General features: G+C 65.5%; 19 protein-coding genes. 13 read left to right on the top strand and 6 right to left on the bottom strand.

Annotation, left to right across the window (positions count from 1 at the left end; all coding sequences use genetic code 11):
* The first annotated feature begins 41 nt into the window (after window positions 1-41).
* Window positions 42-227, top strand: a complete 186-nt coding sequence (locus tag Q0L30_RS11060) for a hypothetical protein (protein WP_296654861.1) — start codon at window positions 42-44, stop codon at window positions 225-227.
* A gap of 56 nt (window positions 228-283) precedes the next feature.
* Here the strand turns inward: Q0L30_RS11060 and Q0L30_RS11055 are convergent, their stop codons facing one another.
* Both Q0L30_RS11055 and mgrA read right to left on the bottom strand, forming a co-directional pair.
* Window positions 284-1,207, bottom strand: coding sequence for a fatty acid desaturase (locus Q0L30_RS11055; RefSeq protein WP_296654858.1), 924 nt, complete (start codon window positions 1,205-1,207; stop codon window positions 284-286).
* Between the two features lie 347 nt (window positions 1,208-1,554).
* Entirely contained in the window at window positions 1,555-2,598 is a 1,044-nt protein-coding gene (gene mgrA / locus Q0L30_RS11050) for an L-glyceraldehyde 3-phosphate reductase (protein WP_296654855.1), read from the bottom strand.
* Between the two features lie 216 nt (window positions 2,599-2,814).
* Between mgrA and Q0L30_RS11045 the strand changes: the two genes are divergently transcribed.
* Window positions 2,815-3,021 carry a DUF3185 family protein gene (locus tag Q0L30_RS11045; RefSeq protein ID WP_296654852.1) on the top strand — a complete coding sequence of 69 codons (207 nt, stop codon included), beginning with the start codon at window positions 2,815-2,817 and terminating at the stop codon, window positions 3,019-3,021.
* 119 nt (window positions 3,022-3,140) lie between these two features.
* Here Q0L30_RS11045 and Q0L30_RS11040 read toward each other — a convergent pair whose 3' ends face one another.
* Window positions 3,141-3,902, bottom strand: coding sequence for a phytanoyl-CoA dioxygenase family protein (locus Q0L30_RS11040; RefSeq protein ID WP_296654850.1), 762 nt, complete (start codon window positions 3,900-3,902; stop codon window positions 3,141-3,143).
* Between the two features lie 471 nt (window positions 3,903-4,373).
* Here Q0L30_RS11040 and Q0L30_RS11035 point away from each other — a divergent pair, with 471 nt between their 5' ends.
* Window positions 4,374-4,778, top strand: coding sequence for a hypothetical protein (locus Q0L30_RS11035; protein WP_296654848.1), 405 nt, complete (start codon window positions 4,374-4,376; stop codon window positions 4,776-4,778).
* A gap of 138 nt (window positions 4,779-4,916) precedes the next feature.
* Here Q0L30_RS11035 and metK read toward each other — a convergent pair whose 3' ends face one another.
* On the bottom strand, window positions 4,917-6,104 hold the full coding sequence (gene metK, locus Q0L30_RS11030; protein ID WP_293035629.1) for a methionine adenosyltransferase: 1,188 nt from the start codon (window positions 6,102-6,104) through the stop codon (window positions 4,917-4,919).
* Window positions 6,105-6,411: 307 nt separating this feature from the next.
* Between metK and Q0L30_RS11025 the strand changes: the two genes are divergently transcribed.
* The 9 genes from Q0L30_RS11025 (at window position 6,412) to hslU (ending at window position 16,126) form a co-directional block, all read left to right on the top strand.
* Window positions 6,412-7,296, top strand: coding sequence for a lipid A biosynthesis lauroyl acyltransferase (locus Q0L30_RS11025; RefSeq protein ID WP_296654846.1), 885 nt, complete (start codon window positions 6,412-6,414; stop codon window positions 7,294-7,296).
* A gap of 84 nt (window positions 7,297-7,380) precedes the next feature.
* A complete protein-coding gene (gene dapF / locus Q0L30_RS11020) occupies window positions 7,381-8,247 on the top strand; it encodes a diaminopimelate epimerase (RefSeq protein ID WP_296654844.1) in 867 nt (288 codons plus the stop codon).
* A gap of 185 nt (window positions 8,248-8,432) precedes the next feature.
* Window positions 8,433-9,116, top strand: a complete 684-nt coding sequence (locus Q0L30_RS11015; protein WP_296654842.1) for a DUF484 family protein — start codon at window positions 8,433-8,435, stop codon at window positions 9,114-9,116.
* Window positions 9,117-9,168: 52 nt separating this feature from the next.
* Window positions 9,169-10,107: a tyrosine recombinase XerC gene (gene xerC, locus Q0L30_RS11010; RefSeq protein ID WP_296654841.1), complete on the top strand. Its 939-nt coding sequence runs from the start codon at window positions 9,169-9,171 to the stop codon at window positions 10,105-10,107.
* Window positions 10,108-10,187: 80 nt separating this feature from the next.
* Entirely contained in the window at window positions 10,188-11,390 is a 1,203-nt protein-coding gene (locus tag Q0L30_RS11005) for a class I SAM-dependent rRNA methyltransferase (RefSeq protein WP_296654839.1), read from the top strand.
* Between the two features lie 306 nt (window positions 11,391-11,696).
* On the top strand, window positions 11,697-12,776 hold the full coding sequence (locus Q0L30_RS11000) for a GTP-binding protein (RefSeq protein ID WP_296654924.1): 1,080 nt from the start codon (window positions 11,697-11,699) through the stop codon (window positions 12,774-12,776).
* A gap of 699 nt (window positions 12,777-13,475) precedes the next feature.
* On the top strand, window positions 13,476-13,895 hold the full coding sequence (dksA, locus tag Q0L30_RS10995) for an RNA polymerase-binding protein DksA (RefSeq protein ID WP_085228454.1): 420 nt from the start codon (window positions 13,476-13,478) through the stop codon (window positions 13,893-13,895).
* Window positions 13,896-14,202: 307 nt separating this feature from the next.
* A complete protein-coding gene (gene hslV, locus Q0L30_RS10990) occupies window positions 14,203-14,739 on the top strand; it encodes an ATP-dependent protease subunit HslV (protein ID WP_296654834.1) in 537 nt (178 codons plus the stop codon).
* Window positions 14,740-14,776: 37 nt separating this feature from the next.
* Entirely contained in the window at window positions 14,777-16,126 is a 1,350-nt protein-coding gene (gene hslU, locus Q0L30_RS10985) for an ATP-dependent protease ATPase subunit HslU (RefSeq protein ID WP_296654831.1), read from the top strand.
* A 103-nt stretch (window positions 16,127-16,229) separates the two neighbouring features.
* Here hslU and Q0L30_RS10980 read toward each other — a convergent pair whose 3' ends face one another.
* Window positions 16,230-16,772: a response regulator transcription factor gene (locus Q0L30_RS10980; RefSeq protein WP_296654830.1), complete on the bottom strand. Its 543-nt coding sequence runs from the start codon at window positions 16,770-16,772 to the stop codon at window positions 16,230-16,232.
* Window positions 16,769-18,139, bottom strand: coding sequence for an ATP-binding protein (locus tag Q0L30_RS10975; protein WP_296654921.1), 1,371 nt, complete (start codon window positions 18,137-18,139; stop codon window positions 16,769-16,771). The genes Q0L30_RS10980 and Q0L30_RS10975 overlap by 4 nt, the downstream gene beginning before the upstream one ends.
* On the opposite strand from Q0L30_RS10975, the gene Q0L30_RS10970 reads away from it, so the two are divergent.
* The gene (locus Q0L30_RS10970) at window positions 18,089-18,262 is read left to right on the top strand and encodes a hypothetical protein (RefSeq protein ID WP_296654929.1); all 174 of its coding nucleotides are present in this window, start codon (window positions 18,089-18,091) and stop codon (window positions 18,260-18,262) included. The two genes, Q0L30_RS10975 and Q0L30_RS10970, sit on opposite strands and share 51 nt — an antisense overlap.
* The last annotated feature ends 63 nt before the right edge of the window (window positions 18,263-18,325 follow it).

The raw sequence follows: 18,325 nt of genomic DNA, 5'->3' as shown, positions 1-18,325 counted from the left end.
CAGCCGCCCGTTTCCGCCGCCGACACGATAAGGAGACGAGCATGGAAGGTTATTTCACGGTTGGCGATTTCGTGATGATCATCCCGATGGCCCTCGCCGGCGCGCTTTGTCTGGGTGCGTTTCCGTGCGCGACCGAATTCCGGCACAACACGTTGCGCGTGGTCGGCGCGCTGATCGGTGCGATGCTCGCCGTGGCGCTCGTCGAAACCCTGCCCACGCTGATGTAGCCGGGCCGCTGTAAACCGCGCCGCCGTAGCGCGAGGCGGCGGCGCGAAAGCCTGCTTCAATGCACCCGGTTGCCGGGCTGCAATCCTCTTAGCTGCGCAAGCGCCGCGCGAAAATACGCGGGGCGCGGGCGTTGCGCGTCTTGTCCCTTTGCTGGCCCGCGCGTTGCTTCCTCGCGTGCGAGCGCAGGCAAGGCGGTCCACGGCAGCGTCGGATGCAGATGATGCTGGCGGTGCAGGTGATGATTCATCAGCATCACGCCCATAACGCGCGGCACGCGCAGATCGCGCGAGCGGCCGGGTTCTTCGAGTGCGACGCCGTAGTGAGGCAGGTTGTCGGCCATCGACAGCCACAAGCCGCGCAGCAGCATCGCAGCCAGCAGAACCGGCCAGGCCGGTCCGTAAAGCGAAAACGAAAGGGCGTAGAGCACGAACGAAGCGAGCCAGTCGCGGCGCGCGCGACGGCGGTTTTGCGCATCGCCCGCGTGATTCGCGAAGAGCCGCTGCACCTGCGCACCTTCGGGGCCGTGCGCGCCCACGCTGCGCGCAATCAGCGCGCGCGCCATGCGGGCGGGCAAGAATGCGATCAGCGGCAGCAGCAGTTCGGCGATATAGAGCCCGCCCATGAGCCGCGCGTAGTACGCGAGGCGCCTGCGCCAGCGCGGCTCGGTTGCGTCGTCGACGTCGGGCCGGTCGAACGGCTCGCGCGTGAAGCGGTGATGCATCAGGTGTCCGAAGCGCACGGCGTTGAACGGCATGGCAAGGCCGACCGCGAGCAACCGTGCGAGCCGTTCGTTGGCGCGCCGGCTGGAGAGCAACTGGCCGTGGATGCCCTCGTGGATCAAGCCCCAGTGGATCGGCGTGGCGAGCACGACGGGCACGAGTGTCGCCAGCAGCGCGAGCGACGGCCCGTCCGCTGCGCGCAGCGCGAGCGGCAGCCCGATAAGCGGCCAGGCCAGCGCCAGCCCGGCGAGCGCGAGCATCGCGGCGTTCGCGCGCGCGTCGGGCGCCGGTGACGGGATTTTGTGCCCGGACCGGGGGGCAGGACGGTGGGCGGTTCGGTCGGCGGTTCGGTGGGCAATCCGGTCGCCGATTCGGTCGGCGATTGTTGGCTCAATAGCGGGCTCAATCGTGGACTCGACTGTCGGCTCCATTGGCGCTCCTCGCGGCAAAGACAGCCGCGAAGTTAGCAGCGGCGTGTGACAGGGCAACGAAGAACAATGGACGCCGCGACCCCTGGTCCGCCGACGAAAAAAGACGAAAAAAACGCCTCGCTCTTTTGCGAGGCGTTCCGGCACGACCGCGCCGCGATGCGATGCGAATCAGACGATCAGATGTGCTGATCCGTGGACGGCTTTTCCCACAGGTTCACGCCCCCTTCGGTGGCGTAGCGGTCGATTTCGGTGAGTTCTTCCGCGGAGAATTCGAGGTTCTTCAACGCGGCGACGTTCTCCCGCACCTGTTGCGCGCGGCTCGCGCCGATCAATGCCGAAGTCACGCGCCCGCCACGCAGCGTCCATGCAATCGCCATCTGCGCGAGGCTCTGGCCGCGGCGCTTCGCGATCTCGTCGAGCTTGCGCACGTGCTCGATGTTCTCCGCGCTCAGGTGCCCCGCCAGGAGCGAACCGCCGCCCGGACGGTTCACGCGCGCGTCTTCGGGCACGCCGTTCAGATACTTGCCGGTCAAGAGGCCTTGCGCGAGCGGCGTGAACGCGATGCTGCCCACGCCCAGATCGTCGAGCGTATCGAGCAGGCCGCGCTCGATCCAGCGGTTGAGCATGTTGTACGACGGCTGATGGATCAGGAGCGGCACCTTGTATTCGGCGAGCAGCTTCGCCATTTCGCGCGTCTTCTCGGGCGAATACGACGAGATGCCGACATAGAGCGCCTTGCCCTGCTGCACGGCGCTCGCGAGCGCGCCCGCGGTCTCTTCGAGCGGCGTTTCCACGTCGAAGCGATGCGAATAGAAGATGTCGACATAGTCGAGCCCCATGCGCTGCAGGCTCTGGTCGAGGCTCGCGAGCACGTATTTGCGCGAGCCGCCGCCCTGGCCGTAGGGACCGGGCCACATGTCCCATCCGGCCTTCGACGAAATCAGCAGTTCGTCGCGGTACGGGCGGAAGTCGTCCTTGAAGATGCGGCCGAAGTTGGTTTCGGCGCTGCCGTACGGCGGCCCGTAGTTGTTGGCCAGATCGAAGTGCGTGATGCCGAGGTCGAAAGCGGTGCGCAGAATCTCGCGCTGCGTCGAGATCGGCGTGGTGTCGCCGAAGTTGTGCCACAGGCCGAGCGACAGCGCGGGCAGCTTGAGCCCCGACCTGCCGCAAAAGCGATATTGCATCTCCGAATAGCGTTCAGAAGCGGCTTCGTAGGCCATGGAATCGTCCTCGATGAAAGCGGGAAAAAGCGAAAAAAGCGGGAAAAGCGGAACAAGCGCGCGCGGCGGCGCGCAGCAGAGGCTGACATGGTAGCGAATCCGCCTGCATTGCGCAGAGGCCCATTCTTCGGGATTGCGTCATCGGCAGCGGCGCGATGGACGCGGGCATCGCCGCTCGCCTACACTGCAACGTTCGTCTTACCCGAGAGGATTTCCATGGTCAAAGCGATTTCGTTTGCCCTGCTCGCCTGCGGCGTAGTGCTGCTGTATTTCGCGGGCGAGTCGTTCCATTCGTTTTCGAATGACATGTCGCGGCTTTTCACGGGCGCGCCGACCAATCGCACGATCCTGCTGATCGTGGGCGGCGTGGCGGCAACCATCGCCGGGCTCACGGGGCTCGCGGCTTCTGGGCGGCGGCGCTGACGCCGCCGGGGCGCACAACGCACAGATCAACGCACCGCACAGCGCACCGATCGACGCACCGGACAACGCACCGGACAACGCACCAGCGCACGCCGCAAGCGCCCTGCCCGTCGCGTCGCTCAGAGCCGCACTTCCGGCATACCCGCCGAGCGCGTGCCCGGCAGCGGCACGTTGCTCGCGCCGTGATACGTGAACACGAGCGAGAACTTCACCTGTTCGCTCTGGTTCTGTCCCGCCGAATGCAGCGTGTTGCAGTGAAAAAACACGACGTCGCCGGTTTGCAGCGGCGGCGACACCGCGCGGTCGATCCACGCGCGGTTCTCGGGCACATCGGCACGGAAGAATTTCGCGGCATCGAACCGGTCCGACGTGAACGCCTGCTCGTGCGAACCCGGCACGAACCACAGCCCGCCGTTCTCGACCGTCTCGGGCCCGAGCGCGAGCCAGACGGAAACGAGATCGTCGCGTTCGAACGACCAGTAGCGCACGTCGCGATGCCAGCCGGTCAGGCTGCCGTACGCCGGATGCTTCGTCATCATGCAGTTGTGATGCGCGCGCGACAGCACCGGCATATCGCCGAAATACAGTTCCATCCAGCCGACGATGTCGGGGGAAATCGCCCATTCGCGAAAGCGCGCGTGGCGCGCGTACGCGTCGAGCAGACGCCGCACCGTATGCCCGCCGGGTGCGTCCTTCGACGACGGCGCGCCGGGATAGCGCAAATCGGCTTCGAATTCGAGCGGCGCGGCAGCTTCGCGCAGTTGCGTTTGTGCGATGCGCCTGAGTTCTTCGCAACGCTCGGGCGAGACGAGCCCCGGCACCACGACGAAGCCGTGATCGCGCAGCGCCTGCACCTGTTCTTTCTTTGATTGAAGTGACATGGGACGCCCGTTGTTCGATGTCTTTGGCATCCGGCGCGCATGTGCGTGCCGGCCGTTCGATTGTAGAGCGACTGGGGTTGCGCTGAAGCGAGCGTTACCCGCGGCGCACGACGTTGGGGCGCGTGCACCGGCATGGCGTCAAAGGGCGTCATCGCCTGCGCCGGACACGCGCCGATGCGGGGGTTTAACCGACTTCAGCACGACACGAATCGCGTGTAGCCTCGCGTGCATGTTGTTTCAGTCAGCAGCCCCTTTCTCGCACGCACGCGCGGCCGGCAACCGCTGCATGGCCCGCCGCATGACACAGGTTCGCGCAGGTTTTGCGCAGGTATGTTGCGTCGCTTCGATCCTTGCTCCACGCGTAAGCCGTGGGGCGCGCACTGTTCTTGAATTTCTCCGGGGCAGGCACGTTTGCTGCTGCGGATGAAGCGCCATGCAAGGCGCATCTCGACTCCGATTTCGCTCAACACCATGCACACCGTTTTCGATACCCCTCGCTTCACCACCAGCCTCACCCACGGTTTCACCAGCAGCATTACCCGCGCCGCGCTGAAGGCGGCGCGTCCCGCGCGCCGTCACGTGACGCGCGCGCTGCGCCATCACGCGGCACGCACGCGCGCACTCGCGGGGCACGTGCGCGAAGCGAGGCCCGTCGACGGCATGCGCGCCTGGTTCCACTCGTTCTTCTCGGTGCTGCGCATGCGATCGGGCGCACGGCATTTCTCGCTGCGCACGCTGCTCTATCGGCCGAAAACGCCGCTGCGCGCATTCAGCGCCGTCGGCACGACGGCGGCCAGTCCGGCGCCGCATAACGCGCGCCGTCCGCGCCGCACGTCCGCAAGCAGCATGGGATGGTTTGCGTTCGCGATGCGATAAATTGCCCCACCCGGCGCAGAAACGAAAAAACCCCGCAAGGCATTACGCCGAGCGGGGTTTTTTATCGGTTTTTCAGTCACAGGCCGGCGTTGCACCGGCCATACGACCCGGGCCAAACCGCGGCCCGATTGCGTCCTGTTACGCGAGCGCGCCCACCGGCTCCGTGCCGGCGGCTTCGGCCAGCGCGAGCGCCTTGTCGGTCGTTTCCCACGAGAATTCCGGCTCTTCGCGGCCGAAGTGGCCGTAAGCGGCGGTCTTTTCGTAGATCGGGCGCAGCAGGTCGAGCATCTGGATGATGCCCTTCGGACGCAGGTCGAAATGCTCGCGCACGAGCTGCGTGATCGTCGCGTCCGAGACCTTGCCCGTGCCGAACGTGTTGACCATCACCGACGTGGGCTGCGCGACGCCGATTGCGTACGACACCTGGATCAGGCAGCGCGACGCGAGGCCCGCGGCCACGATGTTCTTCGCGACATAACGGCCGGCGTAGGCCGCCGAGCGGTCCACCTTCGACGGATCCTTGCCCGAGAACGCGCCGCCGCCGTGCGGCGCCGCGCCGCCGTACGTATCGACGATGATCTTGCGACCCGTGAGACCGCAGTCGCCTTGCGGGCCGCCGATCACGAACCGGCCGGTCGGGTTCACGAGGTACTTGATCTCGCCCTTGATGAGTTCGGCCGGGAGCACCGGCTTGATGACTTCCTCGATCACGGCTTCGCGCAGCGTGGCGAGGTCGATGTCCGGCGAATGCTGCGTGGAGAGCACGACCGTGTCGATCGCGTGCGGCTTGCCGTCGACGTAGCGGATCGTCACCTGCGACTTCGCATCGGGGCGCAGCCAGGGCAGACGGCCGTCACGGCGCAGGTTCGACTGGCGCTCGACGAGGCGGTGCGAGAGGTGGATCGGCAGCGGCATCAGCTCGGTCGTTTCGTCGCACGCGTAACCGAACATCAGGCCCTGGTCGCCCGCGCCCTGATCGAGGTTGTTGTCGTGCGCGCGGTCCACGCCCTGGGCGATGTCCGGCGACTGCTTGTCGTAAGCGACGAGCACCGCGCAGCCGCGGTAGTCGATGCCGTAATCGGTGTTGTCGTAGCCGATGCGCTTGATCGTGTCGCGCGCGACCTGGATGTAATCGACGTTCGCGGTCGTGGTGATTTCACCGGCGAGGACGACGAGACCCGTGTTGCACAGCGTTTCTGCTGCAACGCGGGAGTATTTGTCCTGGGCGAGGATGGCGTCGAGGATCGCGTCCGAGATCTGGTCAGCGACCTTGTCCGGATGGCCTTCCGAAACCGATTCGGAAGTGAAGAAATAGTCGTTTGCCACGCTCTGAACTCCTTTCTTTAAGCTGGTGACGGTTGATTTCACGTAGCCAGCTTCGGGAGCCTTGAAGCGGCGACGCTTTAGCGGATTACCTGCCCGGGGCGCGCCTGACGATCGATCGATCGACGAAAATCCGGCACGAACCGTCTTCGCCCCGCAAGTTGTCTATTAACTCGGCGAAGCCCGTATTATAGCGTCTTCCCTAATTTGTCACAGAGCCCCTTCGCGTGCAGTCTCCCGCATCCGCCCCCGCATTTCCGCCAGCCTTCCTTTCCGTTCCCGCGTTCGCGGCCATCCAGGGAGCCGTCGCATGCTAGGCAAGCTCGGTTCCCGCTTCGCGATCGGCCTGCTCAAGCTGTTCGCGATCCTGCCCTACGGGTTCGTCGCCCGTCTCGGCGACGGCCTCGGCTGGCTGCTCTACAAGATCCCGAGCCGGCGCAAGCGCGTCGTCCATACCAATCTCCGGCTGTGCTTTCCCGAGTGGAGCGAGGAAAAGCGCGAGGAAGTCGCGGGATTGCACTTTCGCCACGCGATCCGCAGCTATATGGAGCGCAGCGTGCAGTGGTTCGCCTCGGCGAAGAAGCTCGAAAAGCTCTTCGTGCTCGACAGCGAAGTCGATCTCACCGATCCCGATCTGCCGCCCACGCTGTTCCTCGGCCTGCACTTCGTCGGCATCGAGGCCGGCTCGATGTTCCTCAACTATTCGCTGCACCGGCCGTGCGGCTCGCTGTATCAGCCGTTCTCGAACCCCGAATTCGAGGCGGCGGCGAAATGGGGCCGCAGCCGCTTCGGCGCGGAAATGGTGAGCCGCGCGGACAGCGCGCGCGTCGTGCTGCGCTGGCTGCGCGACAGAAAACCCGTGATGCTCGGTGCGGATATGGACTACGGCGCGCGCAATTCGACCTTCGTGCCGTTCTTCGGCGTGCCCGCGTGCACGCTGACCGCCGTGGGGCGCCTCGCGCAGGTGGGACGCGCGCAGGTGGTGCCGTTCATCGGCGAGGTGCTGCCGAACTACAAGGGCTATCGCCTGAAGATCTTCAAGCCGTGGGACAACTACCCGACCGGCGACGACGACCTCGACGCGCGCCGCATGAACGCGTTCCTCGAAGAGCAGATTCCCCGCATTCCCGAGCAGTATTACTGGGTCCACAAGCGCTTCAAGACCCGCCCGCCCGGCGAACCGGGCGTGTACTGAGCGGGCCGCGACCGCCTTACAGGGGACATGCGGGGTGCATGCGGGTTGCGTGGCGAACGCGCGGGCCTCACTTACAATAGCGGCATGAAACTCAAATTCACCAAAATGCACGGCGCGGGTAACGACTTCGTCGTGCTCGATGGCTACAGCCAGCCGCTCGCGCTCACGCCCGAGCACGTGCGCGCGCTCGCCGACCGCCATTTCGGCGTCGGCGCCGACCAGTTGCTGCTGGTCGAGAAGCCGACCATCGAGGGTGTCGATTTCCGCTATCGCATCTTCAACTGTGACGGCGGCGAAGTGGAGCATTGCGGCAACGGCGCGCGCTGCTTCGTGAAGTTCGTGCGCGAGCGCAGGCTCACCGATGCGAGCCGCGTGCGCGTGCAGGTGCAAAACGGCACGATCACGCTCGCCATGCAGGAAAACGGCGAAGTCGTCGTCGACATGGGCAGCCCGGTGTTCGAACCCGCGCGCGTGCCGTTCGACGCCAGCGGACTGGAAGGCCGACGCGAAGGCAACGACACGCTCTGGCCGTTCGACGTCGGCGGCAAGACCCGCTGGATTTCGGCTGTTTCGATGGGCAACCCGCACGCGGTGCAGGTGGTCGACGACGTCGAAGCCTGGCCGGTGCTCGTCGAAGGCCCCGTGATCGAGGCGCATGCGCGCTTTCCGAAGAAGGTCAACGCCGGCTTCATGCAGGTCGTCTCGCGCAACGAGGTCCGTCTGCGCGTCTACGAGCGCGGCGCGGGCGAAACGCTCGCGTGCGGCACGGGCGCCTGCGCGGCCGTGGCCGCGGGCATCCGGCGCGGACTGCTCGATTCGCCGGTCAAGGTGCACACGCACGGCGGCATGCTCACGATTGCCTGGGACGGCGCGCGCGACGAATCCGCGGCGCTCATGATGGCGGGTCCCGCCACGACCGTTTTCGAGGGTGAAATCGAACTGGCCGACTGAGGGCCCTGAGTGAATGCACTGAGCGGTTCGCCGCGCGGCAGCGTAAGCCGCCAGCGCCATCAATGCCGCCGGTGCCGCCGGTGTGCCGCCAGTGCCAGTGCCGGATTCGCAGCTTGACCTCACCGCTTATAACGCTTCATCGATTGCGCGCCCGGCGCGCCTCACGTCAACCACGCACCGACAACATGAACGATCGAGAAGTCGCCGACTACCTGCTCGCCAACCCCGAATTCTTCGTCGAGCATGCCGAACTGCTCACGACGATCAAGCTCGGCAATCCTCACGGCAAGGCCGCCGTGTCGCTGCAGGAGCGGCAGATGGAAATGCTGCGCGAGAAGAACAAGCATCTCGAGCGCCGTCTTTCCGAATTGCTGCGCTACGGCCACGAGAACGACAGCATCGCGACGAAGTTCGGCCGCTGGACGACGCGCGTGATCGCCGAGCGCGATCCATACGCCCTGCCCCGCGCCATCTCCGAGAACCTGCGCGACGTGTTCGAGGTGCCGCAGGCCGCGCTGCGTGTCTGGGACGTGGCCGAAGCCTACGGCCAGTCCGACTTCGCGCGCCAGACCGGCGAAGAAGTGCGGCTCTTCGCGAACAGCCTCACGGTGCCGTACTGCGGCGCGAATTCGGGTTTCGAAGCCGCACAGTGGCTCGACCCTGCCGACGGCGAAACGCAATCGGTCGCACTGGTGGCGCTGCGCGCGCCCGGCGCCGGCGGCCATGCCGAAACCGAAGGCAACGCGTTCGGCCTGCTGGTGATGGGCTCGCCGGATCCGCGCCGCTTCCACGAGGGGATGGCCACGGATTTCCTCACGCAGATCGGCGCACTCGCAAGCGCGGCGCTCACGCGCCTGCTGCCGCACTGAGCGCACTAAGCGCACCGCACGCACCCACCGCTCGCCTGAAACGCCGCCCATCGTGACCTCGACCGATCCGATCGCCGACTACCTCGCCAGTCTCGAACACGAGCGGCGGCTGTCGGCGCACACGCTGCGCGGCTACACGCACGAACTCGACGAGCTGAAGAAGCTCGCAGGCGAGCGCCCGCTCGAAAAGATCACGCCGGCCGACGTGCGCGGCGCCGTTTCTCGCGCACACGCGGGCGGGCTCTCGGCGCGCTCGATCGCGCACCGGCTGTCGGCATGGCGCGCGTTTTATCGCTGGCTGGCGGGACGAATCGAACTCGACGCGAACCCCGTGGCGGCCGTGCGCGCGCCCAAGCGCGCGAAGACGCTGCCGAAGGCGCTCTCCGTCGACGACGCGCAGCGTCTGATGGAAGCCCGCAGCCCGGCTGCGGCCGGCGGCAACGACGCCGAAGCGCTGCGCGATCACGCGATACTCGAACTGTTCTACTCGTCCGGGCTGCGGCTCGCCGAACTCGTGGGCCTCGACGTACGCTACGCGAAGCGTGACGGCTACGAATCGGCAGGCTGGCTCAAGCGCGACGCCGCCGAAGTCGAAGTGCACGGCAAGGGCAACCGGCATCGCGTCGTGCCGGTCGGGCGCAAGGCGCTCGACGCCATCGACGCCTGGCTCGCCGTGCGCGACACGCTCGTCAAGCACGACGACGCCCCGCTCTTCCTCTCCGTGCGCGGCAACCGCATGTCGCCCGGCGTCGTGCGCGAACGCGTGAAGCGCGCGGCGCTCGCAGCCGGCATTCCGGCCAACGTCCACCCGCACGTGCTGCGGCACTCGTTCGCGACCCACCTCCTGCAATCGAGCGGCGACCTGCGCGCGGTGCAGGAACTGCTCGGCCACGCGAGCATCGCGGCCACCCAGGTCTATACGTCGCTCGATTTCCAGCATCTCGCGCGGGTCTACGACACCGCGCATCCACGCGCGAAAAAGCGCGGCTGACGCGCTGCGGCGCATCGGCGCGGTGGCCTGGCGACCTGAGCCAGCCGCCGCGCGCGCCGGCTTTCTGTATTGAACACATCATGAATATCGTCACGCTCAAACCGTCGAAAGAAAAATCCCTGGCGCGCCGCCATCCGTGGGTCTACGCGACTGCGATCGACCGCGTCGAAGGCAAGCCCGCCGCGGGCGCAACCGTGATCGTGCGCGCGCACGACGGACGCTTTCTCGCGCGCGCCGCCTACAGCCCGCACTCGCAGATCCGCGTGCGCGTCTGGAGCTTCGACGAGAACGAACCCATCGATCACGCGTTCTTCAAGCGCCGCGTGCAGCGCGCCGTCGCGCACCGCCAGGCGATGGTGACCGGCACCGGCGCCGTGCGCCTGATCTTCGGCGAGGCGGACGGCCTGCCGGGCCTGATCGTCGATCACTACGTCGAAGACGGCGCAAACGGACGCGGCCAGCTCGTCTGCCAGTTCATGGCGGCCGGCGTCGAGGCGTGGAAGGAAGCCATCGTCGCCGCGCTCACGAGCGCGACCGGCTGCCCGAACGTCTATGAGCGCTCGGACGTGTCGATCCGAGAAAAAGAAGGGCTTGAGCAGATCACCGGGCTGCTCGCGGGCGACGAGCCGCCCGCAACCATCGTGACGAGCGAGAACGGCGTGCGCTATCACGTCGACGTGCGCAACGGCCACAAGACCGGGTTCTACGTCGATCAGCGCGACAACCGCGCGCTCGTGCAGACCTTCGCGCGCGAGCGCGAGGTGCTCAACTGCTTCTGCTATACCGGCGGCTTCTCGCTCGCGGCGATGAAGGGCGGCGCAAAACGCGTGGTGTCGATCGACTCGTCGGGCGACGCGCTCGCGACCGCGCAGAAGAACGTCGAAGCGAACGGGTTCGACGCGGCCCGCGCCGCCTGGCTCGACGCCGACGCCTTCAAGACGCTGCGCCGCCTGCACGACGAGGGCGAGCGTTTCGACCTCGTCGTGCTCGATCCGCCGAAGTTCGCCGCGTCGCGCGAGCACGTCGACCGCGCGGCGCGCGCGTACAAGGACATCAACCTCACCGGGTTCAAGCTGCTGCGTCCGGGTGGCCTGCTCTTCACGTATTCGTGCTCGGGCGCGATCGATGCGGATCTTTTCCAGAAGATCGTCGCGGGCGCAGCCGCCGACGCGAAAGTCGACGCGCGCATCCTCAAGCGCCTCGGCGCGGGCGTCGATCATCCGCTGCTCACGGCGTTCCCGGAAGGCGAGTATCTCAAGGGCCTGCTGTTGCAGATCGCCTGAACGGCCCCATCTGCCCGGCTAGTGCGCGGACCGGAACGTCCGCGCTCGCGCCCCTTATCTGGCGTATCCGGCATTGACGTAACCGGCAGCGCACGCTCCGGCGCCCCCTCCAGCGCAGGCTTCGGCCGCGCGATACAGCGGCGGCGCGGGTATGTTTCCGAAGTTACGTTTCCGAAGTTATGTTCCAATACGCAGTTATGTTGTAACACCGGGCAGCGACACCCTTTTCCACGCGCGCCAGAGCGCGCCGGACGGCCAGCGCTCCGATTCACGCACAGCACAGAACAGGCACCCAGCATGGCAACCATGATTCCCGTAACCATCCTGACCGGTTTTCTCGGCAGCGGCAAAACGACGCTGCTCAAGCGCATCCTCAACGAACAGCACGGCATGAAGATTGCCGTGATCGAAAACGAGTTCGGCGAAGAGAACATCGACAACGAGATCCTCGTGCAGGACAGCGGCGAGCAGATCATCCAGATGAGCAACGGCTGCATCTGCTGCACGATCCGCGGCGACCTTGCGCGCGTGCTCGGCGACCTCGCGCAGCAAAAGCGCGACGGCAAGCTCGATTTCGACCGCGTCGTGATCGAAACCACGGGTCTCGCGAATCCGGGCCCGGTCGCGCAGACGTTCTTCATGGATAACGACATCGCCGACCAGTTCCTGCTCGACGCGATCATCACGCTCGTCGACGCGAAGCACGGCAACCATCAGCTCGACGAGCACGAAGTGGTGCAGCGCCAGGCCGGTTTCGCCGACCGCCTGTTCATCACGAAGGCCGATCTCGTCGACGAAGCGGAGCTCGCCGACCTGCGCCATCGTCTGATGCACATGAATCCGAAGGCGCAGATCCGCCAGGTGAATTTCGGCGAAGCCGACATCAAGGAAGTGTTCGACCTGCGCGGCTTCAACCTCAATGCGAAGCTCGAGATCGACCCGGATTTCCTCGAGGAAGACGATCACGCGCACGATCATGATCACGATCACGCGCACTGCGATCACGATCACGGCCACTGCGATCACGAAGGCCACGAAGGTCATGAAGGCCACGATCACGGCCACCATCATCACCACGCGCACCACGACGACAAGATCAAATCGTTCGTGTACCGAAGCGACCGCGCGTTCGATGCGAACCGTCTCGAAGACTTCCTTGGCGGCATCCTGCAGATCTACGGCGAACGTCTGCTGCGCTACAAGGGCGTGCTGTTCATGAAGGGCGTGGATCGCAAGGTAGTGTTCCAGGGCGTCCATCAGATGATGGGCAGCGACCTTGCCCAAAAATGGCTGCCGAGTGAAAAGAAGAGCAGCAAGATGGTGTTCATCGGCATCGAACTGCCGCAAGACCTCATCACCGACGGCCTCGACGCCTGCCTCGTCTGAGCCGCATCCGGGTTTGAGCTGAGCGTTGTTCGGCCCCGGCGTGCGTCCTGCGCGCCGGGAAAGGCCTGCACCGTCCCCTCTTTGCGTGGCCCATCCCTCCAAATAACGTACCCGACCATCGCTTTTTCACGTTTGGCGCGTTATATTTTCCTGATAACGTGCCGAATACGAATGCGCCCGGAAGCAGGGATTTCCCCCTCACAGCACGCACTTGCGATTCAGTTACAATACGGCCCGACTTTGCGGCCCCGCTGCGCCACCCTATTGGAAAGACTGCGGGAAAGCAGACGGGAGAGCACGCGGGCAGATAAGCGGGCAGCCAAATAAAGGCCGCCATGCGCGCTGCATGCGCAAGCGATGCGGCCTCGTAAAACTGGCCGCGCCGACAGTGCGGTAAGTACAACAAGTATGAGTAGAATGGCGGCCCCCGGCGCATTTGCACCGGACGGTACAGCCCCACCGGCGGCACGCGGCGTGGCAGCGCGTAGCCGGTACGGAAAATGCCTCAGGAGTATCTGAAGAGCGGTTTCCAGAGGAGTTCGGCCCCGCAGCGGCGCTTCGGCGTCCACGAGAGCGCATCGTTCGCGCGAGACAACGCGTCAGCCAGAAGAATGGCGCGTGGTACAAAGCCATTGCGGGCAACACAAAAGTGCGGGCACAAGCGCAAGTTTTGCCTCACTCATTGAAGAAGCAAGCCAGATGACCACGAAACGACTCTTGACCGAAGCCGAAATCCTGAAGATGAGCGATAAGGATTACATGAATGAGGATCAGCTCGCTTTCTTCAAAAACCGGCTCGAACAGCTGCAGGCGGAAATCCTCCGCAATGCGGGCCAAACCACCGAGAACCTGCGCGAAACCGTAATCGTGCCGGATCCGGCCGACCGCGCAACGATCGAAGAAGAGCATGCACTCGAGCTGCGCACGCGCGATCGCGAACGCAAGCTGCTGAAGAAAGTGCAGCAGTCGCTCGCGCGCATCGAGTCGGGCGAGTATGGCTGGTGCGAGGAAACGGGCGAGCCGATCGGGATCCCGCGTCTGCTCGCGCGGCCCACGGCCACGCTGTCGCTCGAGGCGCAGGAGCGCCGCGAACTGCGCCAGAAGCTGTTCGGCGATTGATCGATTAGCGGGTGCGCCGCCGCGGGTGCGCGCCACACAATCCGCCTTCCCCAAAGAAGCGCACGGAGTCCCGTGCGCTTTTTGTTTTTGCGGCCTGCCCGCGCGTATCCTGACTTCGCGTGCGGCGCGTTTTCCCCCGCACGCGCTCTTGAACTGCCCACCGCCGCCCTAAACTTGTATCGGAACGTGCTTCGCCCGCGCGCCTGAAAGCGCGCGCGGCGCACCCCGGAATTCAGCGGCGGCGGCCCGGTTAGCGGCCGCATCCCCCAAACAGTCACCGGAACAAACGGTCAAAAGAGGAACCCACATGGAGCAATTTCACGGCACGACGATCGTCTCCGTGCGGCGCGGCGACAAGGTCGCGCTCGGCGGCGACGGCCAGGTCACGCTCGGCAACATCGTCATGAAGGGTGGCGCGAAGAAGGTTCGGCGCATCTACGGCGGCAAGGTCATGGTCGGCTTCGCGGGCGGCACGGCCGATGCGTTTTCGCTCCTCGACCGCTTCGAAGCCAAGCTCGAAAAGCATCAGGGCAACCTCACGCGCGCCGCCGTCGAACTCGCGAAAGACTGGCGCACCGACCGCATGCTGCGCCGCCTCGAAGCGATGCTGATCGCCGCCGACGGGCAAACCACCCTCGTCATCACCGGCAACGGCGACGTGCTCGATCCCGAAGGCGGGATCTGCGCGATCGGCTCGGGCGGAGCCTATGCGCAGGCCGCGGCGCGCGCGCTCGTCGACAACACCGAGCTGAGCCCGCGTGAGATCGTCGAAAAGTCGCTCGAAATCGCGGGCGACATGTGTATCTACACGAACCACAACCGCGTGATCGAAACCATCGAGTAACCGGACTCGCAGACCGAACAGACGAGAAGGAATCAGGATGAGCACCATGACCCCCGCCGAGATCGTCTCGGAACTCGACAAACACATCATCGGCCAGGCACGCGCGAAGAAGGCCGTCGCCGTCGCGCTGCGCAACCGCTGGCGCCGCCAGCAGGTCGCCGACCCGCTGCGTCAGGAAATCACGCCGAAGAACATCCTCATGATCGGGCCGACCGGCGTCGGCAAGACCGAGATTGCACGCCGCCTCGCGAAACTCGCCGACGCGCCGTTCATCAAGATCGAAGCGACCAAGTTCACGGAAGTGGGCTACGTTGGCCGCGACGTGGACAGCATCGTGCGCGACCTGATCGAGATTTCGGTCAAGCAGACGCGCGAATCGGAAATGCGCAAGGTGCGCAGCAAGGCCACCGATCAGGCCGAAGACCGCATCCTCGACATCCTGCTGCCGAGCGCGCGTCCGGTCGGCTTCGGCTCGGCGGTGGACACCGCGAGCCACGGCGAAGGCGACAACGCCACGCGGCAGACGTTTCGCAAGCGCCTGCGCGAAGGCCAGCTCGACGACAAGGAGATCGAGCTCGACGTCGAACTGCCGCAAGTCGGCATGGACATCATGGGCCCGCCCGGAATGGAGGACATGACCGACCAGATCCGCTCGATGTTCGCGAACCTGGGCGGCGGCAAGAAGACGCGCCGCAAGCTCAAGGTGAAGGAAGCGCTGAAGGTCCTCACGGACGAAGAAGCGGGCAAGATGCTCAACGACGAAGAGGTCAAGACGAAGGCCGTGCAGAACGTCGAGCAGAACGGCATCGTGTTCCTCGACGAAATCGACAAGATCGCGTCGCGCAACGCCGAAGGCGGCGGCGGCGAAGTCTCGCGCCAGGGTGTGCAGCGCGATCTGCTGCCGCTCGTTGAAGGCACAACCATCAATACGAAGTACGGGATGGTGAAGACCGATCACATCCTGTTCATCGCAAGCGGCGCGTTCCATCTTGCGAAGCCGAGCGATCTGATTCCGGAACTGCAGGGCCGCTTCCCGATCCGCGTGGAACTCGATTCGCTGTCCGTGAAGGACTTCGAAGCAATTCTCGTCGCGACCGATGCGAGCCTCGTCAAGCAATATCAGGCGCTGCTCGCAACCGAAGACGTGCAGCTCGATTTCGCCGACGACGGCATTCGCCGTCTCGCCGAGATCGCGTTTTCCGTCAACGAGAAAACCGAGAACATCGGTGCACGGCGCCTGTACACCGTCATCGAAAAGCTGCTCGAAGAGGTGTCGTTCGCAGCGGGCAATCACTCGGGAACGACCGTGGCCATCGACGCCGCGTACGTCGACCGCGCGCTCGGCGAAGTCGCGCAGGACGAGGATCTGTCGCGCTACGTGCTGTAAGCGCTGCGCCGCACCGGCAACACACAAAGGGGCCCCGCGGGGCCCCTTCTTGTTTGCCTTCTGATTTGCCGCCCTCGCGCCGCAGCGCGAATCACGCGTGCGCTTACTGGCGCACCGGGCGCTTTGCGAGCTTGCGCTGCAGCGTGCGGCGATGCATGTTGAGCGCGCGCGCGGTCGCCGAGATGTTGCCGCCGTGCTCGGCCAGCACGCGCTGGATGTGTTCCCATTCGAGGCGCGCGACCGAAAGCGGCGCCGGATTTTCGATGGCCGCGTCGGCCTGCGATGCGCTCGCGTCGTTTTGCAGCGCCGAGAGAATCATCTCGACGTTCGCGGGCTTCGCGAGGTAGTTGTCGGCGCCGTCCTTCACGGCCTGCACCGCCGTCGCGATGCTCGCGTAGCCGGTCAGCACGAGCATGCGTGCGTCGGGCTGAAGCTCGCGCAGCGGCGCGACGAGCGCGAGACCCGAGTCGCTGCCCAGATGCAGGTCGACCGTGATCTGCGCAAACCGCTGCTGGTTTGCGAAGCGGAGCGCTTCTTCCGCGTTGTGCGCCTGCTGCACCTGGTAACCGCGCCGCGTCAGGCCGCGCGTGAGGATATCGGAGAAAACCTCGTCATCGTCGATCACCAGAAAATTCATCTCGCTCATGCCTGCTTCTCCGTGTTGTTGGGCGGCGCCGAGCCGGGCCGGCCCGCACCTGAATCTGAACCTGAACCCGCGGCAGCCGTGCCTTCCGCACGCGCGCCGTGCGCCGTTGCGGACGCGCCGGTACTCACCGGCACGCGCAATTCTGCGCGCGTGCCGCGCGTCTTGTACTCGCGACCTGCACTCCCGCCGGCATTTCCGCCGCCAGCCGCCTGGCCGAAACCTTCGTCCGCGGCAAGCGTCGCGACGTCCGACAGGTCGATCGACCCGCCGAGCCGCTCCGCCGACGAAAACGCCAGATAGAGCCCGACCCCGTGGCCGCCTTGCGTGCTTTCCACGGGTACCGCGCCGAGCGTGTTACGCAGCGACGCCGGAATGCCCGGCCCCGCGTCGCAGACTTCAAAATCGATGTAGCCCGAGCGCGTGGAAGGATACGCGCACAGCGTCACGTAATCGCGGCTCGCGCGCGCGGCGTTGTCGAGCAGGATGGTCAGGATCTGGCCGACCGCCACGCAGTCGTCGAGGTAGAGCCCCTTCGGCGCCTCGCCGAGCTGCTCGAATTTGACGTGCGGATGACGCAGCCGCCACTGTTCGACGAACGGGCCGAGCCACTCGCTCACCGCCTGGCGGCTGTCCTCGGCCGACGCGCGGCTGCGCAGGCGCGCCAGCGCCGACGTGCACAGCGTGATCTGGCGGTCGAGCAGATCGAGGTCGGCGGTGTACGGGGCGAGCGCCTTGTCGGTGCGCGCCACGTCGCGCAGTTCCTCGGTGAGCATCGCGATGGTCGACAGCGGCGTGCCGATCTCGTGCGCGACGGTCGCCGCCTGCACGCCCAGCGCCACGGCGCGCTCGTCGCGCAACAGGCTCTGCTGCGCGTCGGCCAGCGCGTTTTCGCGCTCGCGCAACGCACGCGACATGCGCGCGACGAACCACACGATCAGCCCGACGCTCACCATGAAGTTCACCCACATGCCCGCGCGATAGTAATCGAACAGGTTCGCGGGGTTGTCCATGTTGAGCGGCACGTTGTCGAAGCCGAGCAGCACGTAACAGGCCACCGCGAACATGGCGAGCCAGGCCGTGAGATACCACGGCAGCACGGCTGCCGCGATCGCAAGCGAAGGCAGGTAGAGCGAGACGAACGGATTGGTCGTGCCGCCCGAGAGAAAGAGCAGTGCGGACAGCGCGCCGAGGTCGACCCAGATCTGGCCGAACAGCTCGAGATTGGACTCGGGACGATCCTGCGCGACGCGCATCCAGGTGATGCCGTTGAACGCGACCTCCATCGAGATCACGAACAGCATGGCCGGCAGCGGCAGATGAACGCCAAAGAACAGCTGCACGACGGCGATCGTGCAGAGCTGGCCGATGATAGCGAGGCTACGCAGCCAGAAGAGATGGCCCAGATTGACGCGAGCACTAAGGGTGATGCGATGCATGGCGTGAGTTTACATGTTCGGACGAATCCGATTAATTATCTTGAAAAAATTTGATCCAATAGGGCTTGTCAAACTAAGCCATCTTGGCAGTCCTTCTGTATTACGGCTGGAGAAACG

Source organism: Paraburkholderia sp. (assembly GCF_024281035.1).
Lineage (GTDB): Bacteria > Pseudomonadota > Gammaproteobacteria > Burkholderiales > Burkholderiaceae > Paraburkholderia.
The sequence above is the reverse complement of the archived record's forward strand: the minus strand, read 5'-3'. Positions and strand labels throughout refer to the sequence as shown.

Bases quoted from the DNA above. Each gene is read 5' to 3' on its own strand.
- Q0L30_RS11035 (WP_296654848.1), top strand. From the start codon at position 4,374: ATGCACACCGTTTTCGATACCCCTCGCTTCACCACCAGCCTCACCCAC.
- mgrA (WP_296654855.1), bottom strand. From the start codon at position 2,598: ATGGCCTACGAAGCCGCTTCTGAACGCTATTCGGAGATGCAATATCGC.
- hslU (WP_296654831.1), top strand. From the start codon at position 14,777: ATGAGCACCATGACCCCCGCCGAGATCGTCTCGGAACTCGACAAACAC.
- Q0L30_RS11060 (WP_296654861.1), top strand. From the start codon at position 42: ATGGAAGGTTATTTCACGGTTGGCGATTTCGTGATGATCATCCCGATG.
- Q0L30_RS11045 (WP_296654852.1), top strand. From the start codon at position 2,815: ATGGTCAAAGCGATTTCGTTTGCCCTGCTCGCCTGCGGCGTAGTGCTG.
- Q0L30_RS11055 (WP_296654858.1), bottom strand. From the start codon at position 1,207: ATGCTCGCGCTCGCCGGGCTGGCGCTGGCCTGGCCGCTTATCGGGCTG.
- Q0L30_RS11015 (WP_296654842.1), top strand. From the start codon at position 8,433: ATGAACGATCGAGAAGTCGCCGACTACCTGCTCGCCAACCCCGAATTC.
- Q0L30_RS11000 (WP_296654924.1), top strand. From the start codon at position 11,697: ATGATTCCCGTAACCATCCTGACCGGTTTTCTCGGCAGCGGCAAAACG.
- hslV (WP_296654834.1), top strand. From the start codon at position 14,203: ATGGAGCAATTTCACGGCACGACGATCGTCTCCGTGCGGCGCGGCGAC.
- Q0L30_RS10970 (WP_296654929.1), top strand. From the start codon at position 18,089: ATGAACGCCAAAGAACAGCTGCACGACGGCGATCGTGCAGAGCTGGCC.
- Q0L30_RS11005 (WP_296654839.1), top strand. From the start codon at position 10,188: ATGAATATCGTCACGCTCAAACCGTCGAAAGAAAAATCCCTGGCGCGC.
- dapF (WP_296654844.1), top strand. From the start codon at position 7,381: ATGAAACTCAAATTCACCAAAATGCACGGCGCGGGTAACGACTTCGTC.
- Q0L30_RS10980 (WP_296654830.1), bottom strand. From the start codon at position 16,772: ATGAGCGAGATGAATTTTCTGGTGATCGACGATGACGAGGTTTTCTCC.
- dksA (WP_085228454.1), top strand. From the start codon at position 13,476: ATGACCACGAAACGACTCTTGACCGAAGCCGAAATCCTGAAGATGAGC.
- Q0L30_RS11040 (WP_296654850.1), bottom strand. From the start codon at position 3,902: ATGTCACTTCAATCAAAGAAAGAACAGGTGCAGGCGCTGCGCGATCAC.
- Q0L30_RS11025 (WP_296654846.1), top strand. From the start codon at position 6,412: ATGCTAGGCAAGCTCGGTTCCCGCTTCGCGATCGGCCTGCTCAAGCTG.